Annotated in this window: 13 protein-coding genes and 1 riboswitch; of the genes, 5 read left to right on the top strand and 8 right to left on the bottom strand. The window is 67.6% G+C overall.

The genetic code is table 11. From position 1 onward, the window contains the following. Positions 1 to 322: 322 nt before the first annotated feature. Positions 323 to 1,678 carry a universal stress protein gene (locus D7V77_RS30665; RefSeq protein ID WP_158624517.1) on the top strand — a complete coding sequence of 452 codons (1,356 nt, stop codon included), beginning with the start codon at positions 323 to 325 and terminating at the stop codon, positions 1,676 to 1,678. 10 nt (positions 1,679 to 1,688) lie between these two features. Then, positions 1,689 to 3,137: a glycosyltransferase gene (locus D7V77_RS30660; RefSeq protein WP_120579835.1), complete on the top strand. Its 1,449-nt coding sequence runs from the start codon at positions 1,689 to 1,691 to the stop codon at positions 3,135 to 3,137. Positions 3,138 to 3,149: 12 nt separating this feature from the next. Here D7V77_RS30660 and D7V77_RS30655 read toward each other — a convergent pair whose 3' ends face one another. The 5 genes from D7V77_RS30655 to D7V77_RS30630 form a co-directional block, all read right to left on the bottom strand. Next, positions 3,150 to 5,930, bottom strand: a complete 2,781-nt coding sequence (locus D7V77_RS30655) for an HAD-IC family P-type ATPase (protein WP_120579834.1) — start codon at positions 5,928 to 5,930, stop codon at positions 3,150 to 3,152. 80 nt (positions 5,931 to 6,010) lie between these two features. Beyond that, the gene (locus D7V77_RS30650) at positions 6,011 to 6,595 is read right to left on the bottom strand and encodes a DUF1629 domain-containing protein (protein WP_199733917.1); all 585 of its coding nucleotides are present in this window, start codon (positions 6,593 to 6,595) and stop codon (positions 6,011 to 6,013) included. Between the two features lies 1 nt (position 6,596). Continuing rightward, entirely contained in the window at positions 6,597 to 7,898 is a 1,302-nt protein-coding gene (locus tag D7V77_RS30645; protein ID WP_120579838.1) for an AHH domain-containing protein, read from the bottom strand. Between the two features lie 349 nt (positions 7,899 to 8,247). After that, positions 8,248 to 8,835, bottom strand: a complete 588-nt coding sequence (locus D7V77_RS30635; RefSeq protein ID WP_199733916.1) for a DUF1629 domain-containing protein — start codon at positions 8,833 to 8,835, stop codon at positions 8,248 to 8,250. A gap of 1 nt (position 8,836) precedes the next feature. Beyond that, positions 8,837 to 10,135 (bottom strand): AHH domain-containing protein, encoded by a 1,299-nt coding sequence (locus D7V77_RS30630; protein ID WP_120579833.1) that lies wholly within the window; start codon positions 10,133 to 10,135, stop codon positions 8,837 to 8,839. Between the two features lie 99 nt (positions 10,136 to 10,234). Here D7V77_RS30630 and D7V77_RS30625 point away from each other — a divergent pair, with 99 nt between their 5' ends. The 3 genes from D7V77_RS30625 to ahcY all read left to right on the top strand — a co-directional run bounded on the left by D7V77_RS30625 (position 10,235) and on the right by ahcY (position 13,539). Then, the gene (locus tag D7V77_RS30625) at positions 10,235 to 11,179 is read left to right on the top strand and encodes a DUF2381 family protein (RefSeq protein ID WP_120579832.1); all 945 of its coding nucleotides are present in this window, start codon (positions 10,235 to 10,237) and stop codon (positions 11,177 to 11,179) included. 152 nt (positions 11,180 to 11,331) lie between these two features. Beyond that, on the top strand, positions 11,332 to 11,682 hold the full coding sequence (locus tag D7V77_RS30620; protein ID WP_306770436.1) for a hypothetical protein: 351 nt from the start codon (positions 11,332 to 11,334) through the stop codon (positions 11,680 to 11,682). 262 nt (positions 11,683 to 11,944) lie between these two features. Next, positions 11,945 to 12,017: riboswitch (S-adenosyl-L-homocysteine riboswitch) on the top strand. Between the two features lie 91 nt (positions 12,018 to 12,108). Beyond that, positions 12,109 to 13,539 carry an adenosylhomocysteinase gene (gene ahcY / locus D7V77_RS30615; RefSeq protein WP_120579830.1) on the top strand — a complete coding sequence of 477 codons (1,431 nt, stop codon included), beginning with the start codon at positions 12,109 to 12,111 and terminating at the stop codon, positions 13,537 to 13,539. Between the two features lie 65 nt (positions 13,540 to 13,604). Here ahcY and sthA read toward each other — a convergent pair whose 3' ends face one another. The 3 genes from sthA to D7V77_RS43895 form a co-directional block, all read right to left on the bottom strand. Continuing rightward, positions 13,605 to 15,002, bottom strand: coding sequence for a Si-specific NAD(P)(+) transhydrogenase (gene sthA, locus D7V77_RS30610; protein ID WP_120579829.1), 1,398 nt, complete (start codon positions 15,000 to 15,002; stop codon positions 13,605 to 13,607). 92 nt (positions 15,003 to 15,094) lie between these two features. Then, on the bottom strand, positions 15,095 to 16,630 hold the full coding sequence (locus D7V77_RS30605; RefSeq protein ID WP_158624516.1) for a PPC domain-containing protein: 1,536 nt from the start codon (positions 16,628 to 16,630) through the stop codon (positions 15,095 to 15,097). A 151-nt stretch (positions 16,631 to 16,781) separates the two neighbouring features. Continuing rightward, a partial coding sequence (locus D7V77_RS43895) for a hypothetical protein (protein WP_158624515.1) occupies positions 16,782 to 17,440 on the bottom strand: 659 nt, incomplete at its 5' end.

The following is a 17,440-nucleotide window of genomic DNA, read 5'->3' as shown; positions in this document are numbered from 1 at the left end:
GGGCGGGGCCGGCCGGGGTTCCGGTGCCCGGGCAGAAGGCTCTGGGGGAAGGGACGGATCCATGGTCTTGGGCTCCTCGCGCTCCTTCCAAGCTGGGGCTGGCGCCTTCTGGACGTACACCGTCAGGGGAGCAGGGACCCCGCGAGCCTGCCCGTGCGCAGCCGCCGCGAGGACGGCATGTACCACCTGGAGCTGCTCTTCCCGGAGGCGCGCCGCCTGCCCCTGCCCGGAGCTCTTGCGCACTCCGCCGCCGGCCCCAACGTTCCACGCAAGGGGCGCGCCCTCGCGGGCAGCGGGGCAGGAAGCCCCTTGGGGGGGCGTCATGGCCATCGTCGTCGGCACGGATTTCTCCGACCATGCCCGGGAGGCCGTCCGCGTCGCGGCAGCCATCGCGGAGCGGACGGGCACGCCGCTGGTGCTCGTGCACGCCGCGGAGCCCGGCATGCTCCGGCGCGACTGGCCGTCCGAGCACGGCAGCACCATCACGGAGCTCGAGAAGCGGCTCGCAGCCGAGGCCGACAGGTTGAGCCATCCAGGGCTGTCCGTGGAGCCCCAGGTGCTGCTGGGCATGCCGGACGAGGCGCTGGTCGAGCACGCCGCGAAGCTCCAGGCGCGGATGCTCATCACGTCGGCCCTGGGCTGGCGGTCGGAGAAGCGCTGGCGGCTGGGCGGCATCCCGGCGCGCATCGCGCAGCTGTCGCGCTGCCCCTTCCTGATGGTCCGTCTGTCCGAGCCGTTCCTGGACTGGTGCCAGGCGAAGCGCCCGCTGCGGGTCGTCGTGGGCGATGACTTCTCGGACAGCGCGGAGGTCGCGCTGCGCTGGCTTCCGGAGCTGCGCCGGGTGGGGCCAGTCGAGCTGACGGTCTCCCACGTCTACAGCACGGCCACGGAGTACGGACGGCTGGGGCTGTACCATGCGAACCCGGGGCCCGAGGGCGTCGAGGCCATCCTCGAGCGGGACCTGCGGGAGCGCCTGTCGCGCATCGGTGAGCCCCGTGCGGAGGTCCGGATGTCCTCGGACCACGGAAACGTGGCGGAGCCGCTCGCAAGGCTCGCGGAGGCGGCGCGGGCGGACCTCCTCCTCCTGGGCAGCCACCAGCGACGGGGACTGCGGCGCGTGCGGCATGGCTCGGTGTCGCTCTCCTCCCTCCAACTCGCCCCGGTGGCGGCGGTCGCCTGCGTCCCGTCCTGCTCGGCGCGGGAGGCCGAAGCGCCCGTGGGCATCCCGTCCATCCAGCGCGTCCTCGTCTCGACGGACTTCTCGCCGCTGGCGAACCGGGCCATCCCCCACGCCCTGTCGCTCCTGCCCCGGGGCGGAGAGCTCATCCTGGCGTATGTCATCGAGTCGCCGGTCCCCATCGTCTACGCGGACTTCTGGCCCGCGGTGGCCCTGAGCGGGAACGATGACGACGAGCCCGAGCTGCGGCGCCAGCTGGAGGCGCTGGTCCCCAGCGACGCGGCCGGCCGGGGCATCACCGTCCGGATGGAGCTGCTGCCCGGGGTTCACGCCGCGCAGGCGCTCTGCCAGGCGGCGGAGCGGTGCGGGGCGGACATCTTCTGCATCAGCTCGCACGGGCGCACGGGGGTTCGCCGCGCGGTGCTTGGATCCGTGGCCCAGGAGGTGGTGGCTCGCAGCCGCCGGCCCGTGCTGGTGGTCAAGCACCCCGTGCCGCCGTGACGGTGACGCCATGCTGAAGCCCTTCGAGGTGCATGTGCAGGCCAGCTCGCTGGAGTGCTTCCGGCCGAGGCTCACGGGGTCGGAGTGGGAGGCGCTCCAGGCGAACGCGGAGCAGGCCCGCGAGCGCATGGCGGGCCGCACCTTCTGGAATGTGAACTCCACCGCCCGGGGTGGAGGCGTGGCGGAGCTGCTGCCCCGGATGCTCGCCTACGCACGCGGGGCGGGCGTGGACACGCGCTGGATGGTGGTGCAGGGCACGCCCGCCTTCTTCCGCGTCACCAAGCGGCTGCACCACGCGCTGCATGGCTCTCCAGGGGACGGCTCGGCCCTGGGGCCCGCCGAGCGCGCCTGCTACGCCGAGGTGCTCCGCGACAACGCGGAGGAGCTGCTCGTCCTGGTGCGGCCGGGGGACGTGGTGCTGCTGCACGACCCCCAGACCGCTGGGCTGGCCCCGACGCTTGCCGCGGCGGGCGCGCGCGTGGTCTGGCGCTGCCACATCGGGAGTGACACGCCCGACGCGGAGGTGGCGCGGGCGTGGGCGTTCCTCGCGCCGGACCTGGCCGCCGCTCGGCTCGCGGTCTTCTCCCGGGCCGCCTACGTGCCGCCCCTGCTCGCGGACCGGTCCATCGTCATCCCGCCCTCCATCGACATCTTCGCGGTGAAGAACCAGCCCATGGCGCCGGAGGTGGCGCACGCCATCCTGGGGCACACGGGGCTCGTGGAGCTGGCGCCGGACGCGCCCGAGCCCGTCTTCACCCGGATGGACGGGGTCCCGGCCCGCGTGTCGCGCGGGGCGGACATCGTGCGGCTGGGCGCGGCGCCCGCTCCCGGGACGCCGCTCGTGGTGCAGGTCTCCCGGTGGGACCCCCTGAAGGACCCAGCGGGGGTTCTGCGGGGCTTCGCGCTGCTCCTGCGGGAGTCGCCCGGCCTGCGCGCGGAGCTGGTCCTGGCCGGGCCTTCGGTGACGTCCGTCGCGGATGACCCGGAGGCGGCGGCGACGCTCGAGGCCGTCATCGCCGCGTGGCACGAGCAGCCGCACTTCCTGCGCCAGCGCGTCCACCTGGCGTGCCTGCCCATGGTGGACCCGGAGGAGAACGCCGCCATCGTCAACGCGCTCCAGCGCCACGCGGCGGTGGTGGTGCAGAAGAGCCTGCGGGAGGGCTTCGGGCTCACCATCACGGAGGCCATGTGGAAGTCCCGGCCCGTGGTGGCGAGCGCGGTGGGCGGCCTCCAGGACCAGGTCCGCCACGAGGTGGACGGCCTGCTCGTGCGTGACCCCGAGGACCTGGCCGGGTTCGCCGCCGCGGTGCGAAGGCTGCTGGACGATCCCGTCCTCGCGGCCCGCCTGGGGACCCAGGCGCACGAACATGTCCGCACCCGCTTCACCGCCGCCCGCCACCTCACCGACTTCGTGGCCCTGCTCCAGGAACTGGACGTGCGCGCGGAGGCGAGCGATTGACGCCGGACACCTTCAGGAGGCGCTCACGCTCCGGCCCACCTCCCGCCGCCGCGAGCGCAGCCACTTCTCCAGGCCCACGACGGGCAGCACGCAGGCGCCCACCAGCACCGACCGCGCGATGTCCCCCAGCGACAGCGGCGCGGAGCCGAAGAGGCGCTGGAAGAAGGGCACGTACATGAACGCGGCCTGGAGCAGCACCAGCGCGGCGATGCCCACGAACACGGTGGGGTTGCTCGCGAAGCCCACCTCGCGCGTGGAGCCCGTCAACGTGCGGCACAGCCACAGGTAGAAGATTTGAAAGCTGACCACGGTGTTGACGGCCATGGTGCGCGCCTCGGCCAGGGCCCAGGCGTTGGGGACGCCGTGGTTGCCGCCCTGGCGCGCGAACTCCCAGAGGAACAGGCCGATGGCGCCCGCCGCCATCAACAGCGCGACGAGCCCGGTGCGCATCACCACGAAGTGGCTCAGGACGGGTGTGTCCGGCGAGCGGGGTGGACGGCGCATGACGTGGCGCTCCTTCGCCTCGAAGGCCAGCGGGAGCGCCAGGGTGACGGTGGCCACCAGGTTGATCCACAACAGCTGCGTGGGGCGCATGGCCAGCAGCGGTTCGCGCACGCCACCGGACTCCTGCAAGGGGAAGAACGTCACGCCCAGCATGAGGATGAGGGCGAGCCCCAGGTTGGTGGGCAGCACGAAGGCGAGCGACTTGACCAGGTTGTCATAGACGCGGCGCCCCTCCTCGACGGCGGCGACGATGGTGGCGAAGTTGTCGTCCGTCAGCACCAGGTCCGCGGCCTCGCGGGACACGGCCGTGCCGGTGATGCCCATGGCCACGCCGATGTCCGCCTGCTTGAGCGCGGGCGCGTCGTTGACGCCGTCGCCCGTCATCGCCACCACGTGCCGCTGCGTCTGGAGCGCGCGCACCAGCCGCAGCTTGTGTTCGGGGGCCAGGCGCGCGAACACGTTCGTGTCCTTCACCGCCACGGCCAGCTCCGCGTCGCTCATGCCGGACAGTCGCGCGCCGGTGAGGCTCGGATGTCCTGGAGCGTGAAGCCCCAGTTGAAGGCCGATGGCCTCCGCCGTGCCCGGATGGTCACCTGTCATCATCTTCACGCGGATGCCTGCGGCGTGGCAGGCCTTCACGGAGGCCACGGCCTCCTCGCGGGGCGGGTCGATCATCCCCTGCAGGCCCAGCAGCGCGAAGCCGTCCTCCACGTCCTGGGGCCGCAGCGCGTCCGCGCGGGACATGCGCTTGCGCGCGAAGGCGAGCACGCGCAGCCCCTGCCTCGCCATGCGCTCCACCTCCGCCAGCACGACGTCCCGGTCCGTCTCCGGTCCGCAGCGGTGCAGCACGACTTCCGGGGCGCCTTTCATGAAGAGCTCGGAGTGCTCCGGGTCGCCCGCGTGGAGCGCGGCCATGAACTGGTGCTCGGATTCGAAGGGGATGGCGTCCAGGCGGGGATGGCGCTCGCGCAGCTCCGTCACGCCCAGGCCCGCCTTCTTCGCGGCGAAGAGCAGCGCGCCTTCCGTGGGGTCGCCCGTCATGCCCCAGCGTCCCTCCCGGGGTTGGAGGTCGGCCTCGTTGCAGAGCACGCCCGCGACGAGCAGCGTGCGCACGTCGTCGGGCGGCACGTCCAGGGGGCGCCCCGCGCGAAGCAGATCTCCCAGGGGGGAGTGGCCCACGCCGGTGAGCGCGTAGTGCCCGCGCCAGGTCCACAGCGCCTGCACGGTCATCTCGTTGCGGGTGAGGGTGCCGGTCTTGTCCGTGCAGATGACGGTCGTGCTGCCGAGGGTCTCCACGGCGGGCAGCTTGCGGATGACGGCGCGGCGGGACGCCATGCGCTGCACGCCAATGGCCAGGGCGATGGTGACGATGGCGGGCAGGCCCTCCGGGATGGCGGCCACCGCCAGGGTGATGGCCACCAGGACGGCGTCGCTGAAGGCATACCCCCGGAACATGCCCACCCCGAGCAGCACGGCGGACAGCACGACGATGCCCGCGCTGATGACGCGGCCCAGCCGGGCCAGCTCCCGCGTGAGCGGAGTGCTGAGGTCCGCGGCCTGCTCCATCAAATGGGAGATGCGGCCCAGCTCCGTGGCGCTGCCCGTGGCGACGACGACGGCGGTGGACGTGCCGGACGTCACCAGCGTGCCACCGAAGGCAAGGCTCGCCCGGTCCCCCAGCTCCGCGTCCTCGGACACGGCCGTGACGTGCTTGCTCGACGGGACGGACTCGCCGGTGAGCGCGGCCTCCTCCACCTGGAAGTTGCGCGAGCGCAAGAGGCGCAGGTCCGCGGGCACGCGGTCTCCGGACGCGAGTTGCACGACGTCACCGGGAACGAGCTCCGCCGCGGGCCGCGCCAGCAGGTGTCCGTCGCGCAGCACCTGCGCGGTCTCCGGCACCATGTGGTTGAGTGCCTCGATGGCCCGGCCCGCGCGGTACTCCTGCACGAAGCCGATGAGGGTGTTGAGGACCACGACAGCGGCCACGACGAGCCCGTCGGTCACCTTGCCCAGCAGGATGGCCAGGCCCGCGGAAGCGATGAGGACCCAGATGAGCGGGCTGTCGATCTGCCGCCACAAGAGCTTCCACGCGCTGTCCGGCCGCGAGCGCTCCAGCACATTGGGACCATGGCGCGCGAGCCGTTCCCGGGCCGCTTCCTCCGTCAGCCCCTGGGGCGCGCTGGAGAGCCGTTCCAGCACGGCGTCCGGGAGGAGCGCATGCCAGGGGACGGGAGGCGCGTCGGGGGCGCGAAGCCCTGCCTGCTTCCTTGGCTGTGATGGCTCCTGCATGGCGTGCCTCCCCTGGGGAAGCTGGCCACGGGCAGGGCTGCCCGTCAGCGGGAGGCGAGCAACTGGGCGGTGCACCCGCTTCAGGTTGGAGGCAGGCCCGTCACGCGCTCGAACGACACCCCCAGGTTTCCGACCGCTTCAAGGGCGTTCTTGACGTCTTCCGAGACAATGAACGCAACCTTGAACTTCTTCAGCCGGAAGACCTGGGCGCCCTCGGTCTTCGAGGGGTCGATTCGCAGTCCGTAGACCCAGTTGTACTCCCCTTCAAATTCAGGAGGATGGGCGTCCTCGTCGTAGCGATGCACCTCCCGGCACCGTGCCTCGTCGATGCAATCGATCACCTTGGTGGCATTGACGACGAAGAACGGGTCGGCATCTCCCTCAATGGACACCGGGAAAAGCTGCACGTCACCGGGAGCCAGTGTTTTGAAGACGCTCGCAACGGCTTCGCTGACGATGGGCGTTTCTTCAATCGAAGAGAATACAAAGTCTCGCTTGGTGCCAGGATGGGCGACCTGTGCCTTGAGGGGGCCAGGGGCGGGGAGGGTGCGACCATCTACAAACATCCAAGGCTCGTCAAAAGCCTCGCCTGAGTACCGTGTCGGCGTATCAAGGAGCCAATGCGGCACATCGGCAAGTCGCACCCAATAAAAATACCGTTCCATCTCAGCCCTCCCCCTTCACAATGAGACGCCGCAAAGGAGAGTCCGACGTCAGAAGCTCATTGGCTATCTTCGCAAGCTCCTCCATCAAGCTGGCCCGACAGGTCTCAGTCGTCCGGCATCGCGAAACAGAACGATTAAGGCGCTGAAGCACCTCCGTATGGTAGCGCTCGGGGTGCGGCCCTTCATGACCATTGAGTCGTACCTTGTTTGCAGCATCTTCGATGGTCATTCCGGCCTTCTTGAAGACCTTCTCGCATTTCGGCGTCCAAGGACCGCCGGCAGCATCGGAGATGAGGTTCTTGTTCGTGCAGATGTGATGAACAGGCCCCTTCTCGTCACCGGGAAACCGCCCCTCTCCGTACATCGCCAGTGCCGCCACAGCTCCCGGAGCCAGCGCCACGTTGAGCACACCGGCAGCAGGCAAGGAGATGGAGCCCACTCCGCCGTTCATAGCCGACGCGAGCCCGAATCCACCTTCGGCCTGCGCGCGAAGTGCAGCCTGGGAGAAGCCCGGGAGCCTGGGCCCCTGGGCCGCCATCGCGTTCTTCCCACCGAGGGCCGCGGTGACGAGCAGCACCAGGACGCGCGTCCCGTTGGTCCCGAGCACCTTGCCGAAGCGATGTCCGATGTCCTGCAACTCGATGACGCTCGTTGCTGTCTCCGCTTCGTCCCACAGGTGCACGAAGCCCCGGCCCATCTCCCAGACGGGCACGATGCCCAGGTAGGCCACCATCGCCGCCGTCAGTGCCACCGCGAGCACCTTGGTGACGGGCTCGGGCAGCGTCATCGTGAGGAGCACGGTCAGGGCGGCCGAGGTCACCAGGGCCTTGAGCGCCACCGGATTGAGCACCTTGCCGACCTCGGCCTCGACGCTCTCCCACACCGTGTCGAGCGCGAACGAGAGCGCCATCACCGTCCGGTCCTTGCGCGAGAACGTCAGCCCCGTCCCGCCCACCAGGGTCAAGCAGTCGTCCCCGTCAGGGCAGAGGCGCGCGTACAGCGATTCAGGTGAGCTGCCCGAGCCAGGGTCCGCGAGTCCCTTCGCGGACGCGAGCAGGGCCCTGGACCGCACCCACCCTCGCTGGTCGGCCGCATCCGTCTCGCGGAAGGCAACGTCCATTCGCATGTCCAGGAGGAGCTGCGTGAGGGCCGCCTTGAACGCGTCCTCACCCACCTGGACCGGATCCACCTCCAGGGACTCGTGCACCACCTGCCTGCCGTCTCCAACATCCACGTGGACAACGCGAGTGGTCGCACACCCTCCCACGAGGAACAATAACGCGACAGCTCCCATCCATCGCACGAACACCTCCGAAGCCGAACCGCCTGGAAATCAAGAGGCCCGGCACTCTCACCAAGAGCACGCCCAATCCGTCTACGTGAAAGGGCCAGGTCATCACGACGTTGAGCTTCTGGCAGCCCGTGGATCCGGGCAAGACGAAGAACATTGGTTGGGAGGGGGCCTCGAACCGCTCACCGTGGCCGGCAACAAGGTCATCCTGGAGCCCATCCAGGACCTCACCAGCGATGAAGGGCGCCCGCTGGTCGTGATGCTGACGGATGGCACCGGAGTTCTGTTGCTGACTGGAGGCCGAGGTGCGGCGAGACGAGAACATCACTCGAATCGCCACCTCGGCTCTCGGCATCGACCGTCAGTGAGACTCAATCGCCCCTGTCACTCGCTCGAACGACACGCCCAGGTTTCCGACCTGCTCGAGTGCATTCTTGACTTCCTCTGAGACAATGAACGCGGTCTTGAACCTCTTCGGCCTGAAGACATGCGCTCCTTCGGTGTTCGCGGGATCGATTCGCAGTCCGTAGATCCAGTTGTACTCCCCCGGGTAGTCAGGGGAGGGGTCGTTCTCGTCGTAGTGATGCACCTCCCGGCACCGTGCCTCGTCGATGCAATCAATCACCTTGGTGGCATTGACGACGAAGAACGGGTCGGCCTCTCCCTCAATTGACACCGGAAAAATTTGCACGTCGCCGGGTGCGAGAGTCCTGAAGATAGTTGCGACCGCTTCGCTGACGATGGGCGCTTTCTCTATTACGGAGAAGACAAATGCTCGACTGATACCTGGGTGTGAGATTTGGGCCTTGAGGGGACCAGGGTCTGAAAGGACGCGACCATCCGCGAACATCCAAGGCTCTTCAAATGCCCCTCCAGCGTCTCGTGTCGGTGTGTCAATGAGCCACTGGGGCACATCGTCCATTTCAACCCAATAGAATTGACGCTCCATCTTACTCTCCTCCCTTCACAATGAGTCGTCGTAACGGCGAACCCTGCGTCGTGAGTTCGACGGCTATTTCCGCTAGCTCCTTCTTCAAATTGGCCCGACAGGTTTCAGTTGTCCTACAGCGGCTGACGGCATCTTGTAGCCGACTCAAGACCTTCTTGTGATACAGCGCAGGGTGTGGCCCTTCATGACCATTGAGCCGCACTTTGTTGGCCGCATCTTCCAGCGTCAGGCCTGCCTTCTTGAAAATCCTCTCACATAGCGGTGTCCAAGGGCCGCCTGTGGCAGTTGAAACCAGGTTCTTGTTAGTGCAGATGTGATGGACCGGGCCCTCGGCGTCACCCGGAATGCCGTTCGAGGACAGCGCGACGGCCGCGGTCGCTCCCGGAGCCAGCGCCACGTTGAGCACACCGGCAGCAGGCAAGGAGATGGAGCCCACTCCGCCGTTCATAGCCGACGCGAGCCCGAATCCACCTTCGGCCTGCGCGCGAAGTGCGGCCTGGGAGAAGCCCGGGAGCCTGGGCCCCTGGGCCGCCATCGCGTTCTTCCCACCGAGGGCCGCGGTGACGAGCAGCACCAGGACGCGCGTCCCGTTGGTCCCGAGCACCTTGCCGAAGCGATGTCCGATGTCCTGCAACTCGATGACGCTCGTTGCTGTCTCCGCTTCGTCCCACAGGTGCACGAAGCCCCGGCCCATCTCCCAGACGGGCACGATGCCCAGGTAGGCCACCATCGCCGCCGTCAGTGCCACCGCGAGCACCTTGGTGACGGGCTCGGGCAGCGTCATCGTGAGGAGCACGGTCAGGGCGGCCGAGGTCACCAGGGCCTTGAGCGCCACCGGATTGAGCACCTTGCCGACCTCGGCCTCGACGCTCTCCCACACCGTGTCGAGCGCGAACGAGAGCGCCATCACCGTCCGGTCCTTGCGCGAGAACGTCAGCCCCGTCCCGCCCACCAGGGTCAAGCAGTCGTCCCCGTCAGGGCAGAGGCGCGCGTACAGCGATTCAGGTGAGCTGCCCGAGCCAGGGTCCGCGAGTCCCTTCGCGGACGCGAGCAGGGCCCTGGACCGCACCCACCCTCGCTGGTCGGCCGCATCCGTCTCGCGGAAGGCAACGTCCATTCGCATGTCCAGGAGGAGCTGCGTGAGGGCCGCCTTGAACGCGTCCTCACCCACCTGGACCGGATCCACCTCCAGGGACTCGTGCACCACCTGCCTGCCGTCTCCAACATCCACGTGGACAACGCGAGCGGTCGCACACCCCTCCATCAAAAGCAATAGCGCGATAAACCACACCAATCGCATGGATTTCCCCGAGGCTGGGCCCACTTCACATCCATGGGCGGTTTGGTGGGCAGCCGTAGGTTGGCTGCCGGACTGCCATCCTGGTACGTTGTCCATTCTATGCGACCTGGCCAATTCGCAAGAACCATCCTGCTGGGCGTACTTCTGACCGCTGCGACCACCAAGGCAAGCGACAGGTGCGACCGCCCCCAGCAGCGGTCCATCTCCCTTTCCGAGCACCCCTCCAATGGCACGCACTCCGTCTACGTGAAGGGCCAGGTCATCACGACGTTGCGCTTCGAGCAGCCCGTGGACCCGAGCAAGACGAAGCTCATTGGCTGGGAGGGGCGCCTCGAGCCGCTCACCGTGGTCGGCAACAAGGTCATCCTGGAGCCCATCCGGGATCTCAACCGGGACGAAGGGCTGCCCCTGGTCGTGACGCTGACGGACGGCACCGAGGTCCCACTTCTCGTGCGACCGCCCTGGCCGAAGAAGGACAACGACTGGGCCCCGATTCACGACCAGCAGATCGACGTGTTCAAGAACCGGGACAGCTACGCCTCGATGCACGCGTCGTTGATGGATGCGCTCGCGCAAAACAACGCCCTGACCGAGGAAAACGAGCGCTATCGCAAGGAGGAGAACTCCATCGATCATGCCTACGCGACGCTTCTGGCGAATGGGCAGGCGAAGAAGACGCCGTTTCGATTCGTGGCCTCCGCCCGCCCAAAGGATCCAGACATGGAAATGGTCGTTGAGGTCTACTCAGGCCAAGGCAAGGCGGCAGCCGTCATTTACATGACGAACACTGGCTACGCCGACACATGGGAGTTCGCGGACGCCTACCTGACGCGCGACATGACGCGTCACACGAAGCAGTCCTTCGCGCTTCGGATGACCCGTTCCGCGATTGCTCCAGGGCAGTCAGGAGCCATCGCCGTCGTGGCGGACAAGCGTGCCTTCGAGAAGAACGGGCAGCTCGTGGATCTGGCCCTTCAGATTTTCCGATCTGACGGCAACCAGCAGGTCTTGGTGAGGATGGATCGCACCCTGATTCGGCAGTAGAATTTCCGATCATGCCCACCAGCCGAGCTCTACTGCTCTCCTCTGTCGTCCTACTTGCCACGTCCGTGGCATGCACCACGGCCGGTGGAGTTTCATTACGCTCGGACGGCTCGCCTGGATCGCAAGAGTGTCCGGAGAAGGCGCTCGAAGCCATGCGATACCTGAAGCTGCATGTGGGGGACGCCGCGCTCGTGGAACTGGACGCGAACCAGATGAGATCACGCCGCATCACCCTCTACGATGGCGAGATCGAGAGCGTCCTCATGCGCGATCTGGGCCCGCTGGAGACGACAACCCGGCTGTACGGACAGGTCTGGACGAGCGGGCCGCAGGCCGTCGTCCGGTACTACAAGGCCCACCCTCCAGACGGCGACGAGGTGCCCATCTGCGCGGTGGCACGGCTGAGCGAGGACCAGATGCGGAAGCGGCCCGAGTCAAAGTCCGGCACGGCCATTCTCGATGGCTCCATGGCGTCTGCCGTCGTGGTCAATGCGTTCCGGTGACACCTCCGCCAGGGGGGCTTCAATCCTGGCGCGTACCGCGTCGTCTCGGGCTGCGACATGGCGCGGTGCCTCGCCGGGTCCTCCGCTGTCCGACAGGTAGAGCACGCGCTCGTTTGGAGGCAGGGAGGGAGCAGATCCTCCCACCCCTCGGGACACTCCCTCCGCCTGTCCGCCAGGACACCTCCAGGCGCGACTTCCGGCTGTCCCCCAGGGAGGCAATCTCCCTTTGAAATTCAGGGCGCCTTCCCGTAGTTTCCCCCGCGACTTCGAGGAGCGTTGCGAGGCCTTTCCGGCCCCAGGCTCGAAGCCGACTGACCCAACGGCGCTCACCTGAACGCGTTTCTTGCGAGGGTGAGGCGGCCTTTCTTTCCAGGGCCCAAGCCTCTCCCTTGCCGGCAGGCGCGCCACCTGGATCCGGAGCCACACATGACCGCGGTTACCCAGAAGCAGAATCAGGACTACGCCATCGCCGACCTCAAGCTCGCCAGCTGGGGCCGCAAGGAGATCCGCATCGCCGAGAGCGAGATGCCCGCGCTCATGGCGATCCGCGAGGAGTACGCGAAGCAGCAGCCGCTCAAGGGCGCTCGCGTCACGGGCTCGCTGCACATGACCATCCAGACGGCCGTGCTGGTGGAGACGCTCCAGGCGCTGGGCGCGCAGGTGCGCTGGGCCTCGTGCAACATCTTCTCCACGCAGGACCACGCCGCCGCCGCGCTGGTGGAGGCCGGCACCCCGGTGTTCGCCCACAAGGGCGAGTCCCTGAAGGAATACTGGGACTTCACCCACCGCATCTTCGAGTTCGGCCCCGCCGGCAGCGACCACGAGGGTCCGAACATGATCCTCGACGACGGCGGTGACGCCACGCTGCTCATGCACCTGGGCAAGCGCGCGGAGAAGGACCTGTCCGTCATCGCCAACCCCGAGAGCGAGGAGGAGCGCGAGCTGTACGCCTCCATCAAGGCCAAGCTCGCCGAGGACGGCACCTGGTACTCGCGCAAGAGCGCCAAGATCATGGGCGTCACGGAAGAGACGACCACGGGCGTGCACCGCCTGCAGGAGATGTCCGCCAAGGGCACGCTCCTGTTCCGCGCCATCAACGTCAACGACAGCGTGACGAAGAGCAAGTTCGACAACCTCTACGGCTGCCGTGAGTCCCTGGTGGACGGCATCAAGCGCGCCACGGACGTGATGGTGGCCGGGAAGATCGCCGTCGTCGCGGGCTACGGCGACGTGGGCAAGGGCTCCGCGCAGGCCCTGCGCGCGCTGTCCGCCCAGGTGTGGGTGACGGAAATCGACCCCATCTGCGCGCTCCAGGCCGCGATGGAGGGCTACCGCGTCGTGACCATGGATTACGCCGCGGACAAGGCGGACATCTTCGTCACCGCCACGGGCAACAAGTCCGTCATCACCCATGCGCACATGGCCAAGATGAAGGACCAGGCCATCGTCTGCAACATCGGCCACTTCGACAATGAGATCGAGGTCGCCTCCCTGGAGCAGTACAAGTGGGAGGAGATCAAGCCCCAGGTCGACCACGTCATCTTCCCGGACAACAAGCGCATCATCCTGCTGGCCAAGGGCCGTCTGGTGAACCTGGGCTGCGGCACCGGTCACCCCAGCTACGTGATGTCCAGCTCCTTCGCGAACCAGACCATCGCGCAGATTGAGCTCTACTCGCACAGCGACAAGTACCAGGTGGGCAAGGTGTACGTGCTGCCCAAGCACCTGGACGAGAAGGTCGCCCGGCTCCAGCTCAAGAAGCTCAACGCCCAGCTCACCGAACTCACCCCCGAGCAGGCGAACTACATCGGCGTGCAGAAGAGCGGCCCGTACAAGCAGGACACCTACCGCTACTAAGCGCGTCCTGACGTGACACATCCGGGGCACCGTGGGCTTCAGAAGCCCGCGGTGCCCTTCGTGTTTCAGAACAGCCGGTTGAGGCCGTTGAGCGCCGCCACGCGGTACGCCTCCGCCATGGTGGGGTAGTTGAAGGTGGTGTTGATGAAGTAGTCGATGCCGTTGCCCGGCCAGTCCTGCGCCATGATGGCCTGGCCGATGTGGATGATTTCGGAGGCGTTGTCCCCGAAGCAGTGGATGCCGAGAATCTCTCGCGTCTCCCGGTGGAACAGCAGCTTCAGCATGCCCACGGTGCGGCCGGTAATCTGCGCGCGCGCCAGGCTCTTGAAGAAGGCGTGGCCGACTTCATAGGGGACGCCCGCCTGGGTGAGCTCGCGCTCCGTGCGGCCCAGGCTGCTGATTTCGGGGCTGGTGTAGATGCCGGTGGGGATGTCCTTCACCAGCTTGTGCTCCGCCCGCCCCTCCACGATGTGCGTGGCGGCGAAGCGGCCCTGGTCATAGGACGCGCTCGCCAGCGACGGGGCGCCCACCACGTCACCCACCGCGTAGATGTGGGGCACGGACGTCTGGTAGCCGTCGTTGACCTGGATGCACCCGCGCGCGTCCACCGCGATGCCCAGCGCCTCCAGCCCCAGGTCCTGGCTGTTGCCGGAGCGGCCGTTGGCCCAGAGGAAGACGTCCGCCCTCAGCCGCTTGCCGCTCTTCAGCTGGAGCACCACGCTGTCGTCGTGCGGCTCCACGGAGACCATCTCCTCCTGGTGGCGGATGAGCACGCCCTGTTCGCGCAGGTGGTAGGAGAGGGCGTCCGAGATTTCGTCGTCCAGGAAGGACAGCAGCCGGTCGCGCGTGTTCACCAGGTCCACCTTCACGCCGAGCATCCGGAACATGGAGGCGTACTCGCAGCCGATGACGCCCGCGCCGTAGATGATCATCGACAGCGGGGACTCACGCAGCTTGAGGATGGTGTCCGAGTCGAAGATGCGCGGGTGGCGGAAGTCCACGCCTACGGGCCGGTAGGGCCTGGAGCCCGTGGCGATGACGAAGGCGTCCGCGGTGAGCAGCTCCACGGAGCCGCGCGGCTCCGTCACCTCCACCGTGTGCGCGTCCCGGAACTTCGCGCGGCCCACCACCAGCTCCACGCGGTTGCGCTCGTAGAAGGTGGTGCGCAGCTGCACCTGCTTGGACACGACGGTGGTCGCCACGCGCATCATGTCCTTGAGCGTGGTGTGCCGGGCCAGGTCCGCCCGCATCTCCGGGTGGTCCTGCTGCACGTCCATCAGCCGCTGGATGGCGTGGCGCAGGGCCTTGGAGGGGATGGTGGCGGTGTGGGTGCAGGCGCCGCCTACGAGGGCTCCCTGCTCCACGGTGCACACCTTGCGGCCGGACTTCACCGCCTTCATCGAAGCCCCTTCACCGCCGGGACCGGAGCCGAGGACCACCACGTCGAACCGCCGAGCGCTCATGGGTCCGGAGTGTTCCCCCAACCCCGGCCCCGAGGGAAGAAATCACCTCGGGGCCGGGCACTGCTTCACACATCAGTGCCTACAGGGCGGCTTCAGTAGGACGCCTGAAGCGTCAGCCCGGCGTAGTCCGTGTAGCCCTTGATCATCACGTGGTAGACGCCCGCGACGGGGTTGCTGATGAGGCACGACTCCGTGTTGCCGCCCGTCAGGGGACGGCAGTCGTAGACGGAGTCCTCGGGCTTCGAGCCCTGACGCACGTACAGGTCCGCGTCGCCCGTGCCGAACATCGTCTGCACGAGCAGCGAGCTCTTCCCGGCCGGCACGGTGATGGTCCAGTAGCGGTACGAGTCCTTCGCGCCCGACAGGCCCGTCACCGGGACGTTGTTGGTCAGCGTGCCCGTGCCCGGGTTCCCCGTGCCGCCGGTGACGTAGGCGCCGCGCAGGGAGGCGTTGGTGAGCGTTCCGGACGAGGAAGCGTTGTACACGCGCACGTGCCAGATGCCCGCCGCGGGATTGGAGACGGTGCACGTCTGGTTGTTGCTGCTGCTCGTGTTGGCCACGCAGTCATAGGAGGACAGCGTGGGCGCGCTGCCAAGCTTCGCGTAGAGGAACGCGGTGCCGCCCGAGCCACTGGTGGTGCTGAAGGTAACGCTCGAAGCCCCCGACGGGATGGTGAGCGTGTAGTCGCAGGAGAAGCCTCCCGGAGGCGCGCTCAGGCCGTACGTGGTGGTGTTGTTGTTGAGCGGGCTGGTGGACGTGCACCCCGGCTGGCCCTCCGACAGGGTGTAGGTTCCCGTGATGCTCACATTGGAGAACGACCCGGTGCCGTACAGGCGCGCCCAGTAGGTCCCGGGAGACGTCACGTTGACGGAGCAGGTCTCGGAGTTGCTGTAGAGGCTGCCCGACTTGCAGTCGTAGACCGACTCGGTGGGGGAGGCATCCCGGCGCACGAACAGGTCGGCGTTGCCGCTGCCGCCGCTGGTGTTGAACGTCACCTTGGTGGCACCGGTGGGGACATACAGCTTGTAGATGCAGGACCAGTCGCCCGTGTTCGCGCTGATGCCGGTCAGGGTCACGTCCTTGGTCAGCGTGGTACTGCTGGTGCAGCCCGTCTGTCCGGAAGGCGTGGACGTCGCCTTCAGGGTCGCGCCGCTGAACGCAGAGTAGCCGTACAACTTCACGTAGTACGTGCCCACCTGCGCGCCGGTGATGGAGCAGGACTCCGTGCTGCTGGAGCCAGCAGAGCTACAGGTACTGCTCCCCGTGGTCGGCTCCGAGCCGTACTTCACATACAGGTCCACGTCGCCCGAACCGCCGGAGGTGCTGAAGGTGAGGTTGCTGTTCGCGGACGCGACGTACAGCGTGTACGTGCAGGAGTACTCCCCCGCGTTCGCGCTGATGCCGGTGACAGTCACGTTGGGGGTGAGGGCAATGCTGCTGGTGCATCCGGCCAGGGCCTGCACCCGTTCTTCCGGCGGGGGACCCTTCTCCTCCGCAGGGGCCTGTTCAGCGGCCTCGGTGGGGTTCTCCAGCTCCGTCTCAGCGCCCTGCTCCATCTCCGCGCCACAGCCCGTCAAAGCACACGTCAGCCACACGGCGGCCAGGGACTTCAATCCAATATGTTTCAAGATGTTCCTCGGTTTGTGAGAACGCTTGTCGCCAGGGGGGAGCGAAAGCTTGTCGTCCGTCCGGCCTCGGACAGTACGCAAGCTATCAAGCGTGTCTGACATTCCGCGTGAGGACGGCCCGCACGGAGCGCACGGGCCGAATGCGGCCTTCTCAGGGCGAGAGGAAGAGGCTCTCGCCCTGGGCCAGGCGCTTGTGGGCGGCTCGCGTGTCCAGCTTGATGAGGACCTTCGGGTCCTCGTCCGCCTGCTCCTCCGCGGAGAGGGAATCCCATTCCTCCAGGTCGAGGACCTCCGGAACGACAAGCGTGCGCAGGTCGGGAGGGTTCTGCGACTTGATGACCTTGCGGCCGTTCATCACGTAGTGCGTGAGATGCTTCGCGTGCAGCTGGGACGCGTCTCCAAAGAGGGTGAGCCACGCGCCAGAGCCGGAGTCGACGAGCTCCGCCTCCACCACTCCCGCCGCGTACGTCACGCTGTCCATCGAGGTCGCGACGAGCGTCTCCTTCACGCGCAGCGTGCCGGTGCAGACGAAGGTGAAGCCCACGCCGACGAAGAGGTTGCGGCACGTGACGTCGCCGAACACGACGAGGACGCCCTCGTCCCGCCTGGCGGCTTCCACCAGCACGTTGCCTTCGACGTCCAGGTTCCCCATCACCAGCGTGTAGGCGTTGGGCGGCCGCCAGGGAGCGGCGCCCGTCTCCTTCACCTCCGCGGGCTGGGCCCAGGGCTCCTCGACGTCCAGGGTGAACAGGCCCTCGACGAACTTGCGCAGCGCTTCGGGCGCGGACTGGAGCTGGGGCGGGGCGGTGG

Source organism: Corallococcus sp. CA041A (assembly GCF_003612075.1).
GTDB lineage: Bacteria > Myxococcota > Myxococcia > Myxococcales > Myxococcaceae > Corallococcus > Corallococcus exiguus.
Note: the sequence above shows the minus strand (reverse complement) of the source record. Positions and strands in the feature narration are given on the sequence as shown.

Excerpts from the sequence above, each read along its gene's own strand:
- D7V77_RS30660 (WP_120579835.1), top strand. The coding sequence starts at position 1,689 with ATGCTGAAGCCCTTCGAGGTGCATGTGCAGGCCAGCTCGCTGGAGTGC.
- D7V77_RS30655 (WP_120579834.1), bottom strand. The coding sequence starts at position 5,930 with ATGCAGGAGCCATCACAGCCAAGGAAGCAGGCAGGGCTTCGCGCCCCC.
- D7V77_RS30630 (WP_120579833.1), bottom strand. The coding sequence starts at position 10,135 with ATGCGATTGGTGTGGTTTATCGCGCTATTGCTTTTGATGGAGGGGTGT.
- ahcY (WP_120579830.1), top strand. The coding sequence starts at position 12,109 with ATGACCGCGGTTACCCAGAAGCAGAATCAGGACTACGCCATCGCCGAC.
- D7V77_RS30650 (WP_199733917.1), bottom strand. The coding sequence starts at position 6,595 with ATGGAACGGTATTTTTATTGGGTGCGACTTGCCGATGTGCCGCATTGG.
- D7V77_RS30635 (WP_199733916.1), bottom strand. The coding sequence starts at position 8,835 with ATGGAGCGTCAATTCTATTGGGTTGAAATGGACGATGTGCCCCAGTGG.
- D7V77_RS30665 (WP_158624517.1), top strand. The coding sequence starts at position 323 with ATGGCCATCGTCGTCGGCACGGATTTCTCCGACCATGCCCGGGAGGCC.
- sthA (WP_120579829.1), bottom strand. The coding sequence starts at position 15,002 with ATGAGCGCTCGGCGGTTCGACGTGGTGGTCCTCGGCTCCGGTCCCGGC.
- D7V77_RS30625 (WP_120579832.1), top strand. The coding sequence starts at position 10,235 with ATGCGACCTGGCCAATTCGCAAGAACCATCCTGCTGGGCGTACTTCTG.
- D7V77_RS30620 (WP_306770436.1), top strand. The coding sequence starts at position 11,332 with ATGCGATACCTGAAGCTGCATGTGGGGGACGCCGCGCTCGTGGAACTG.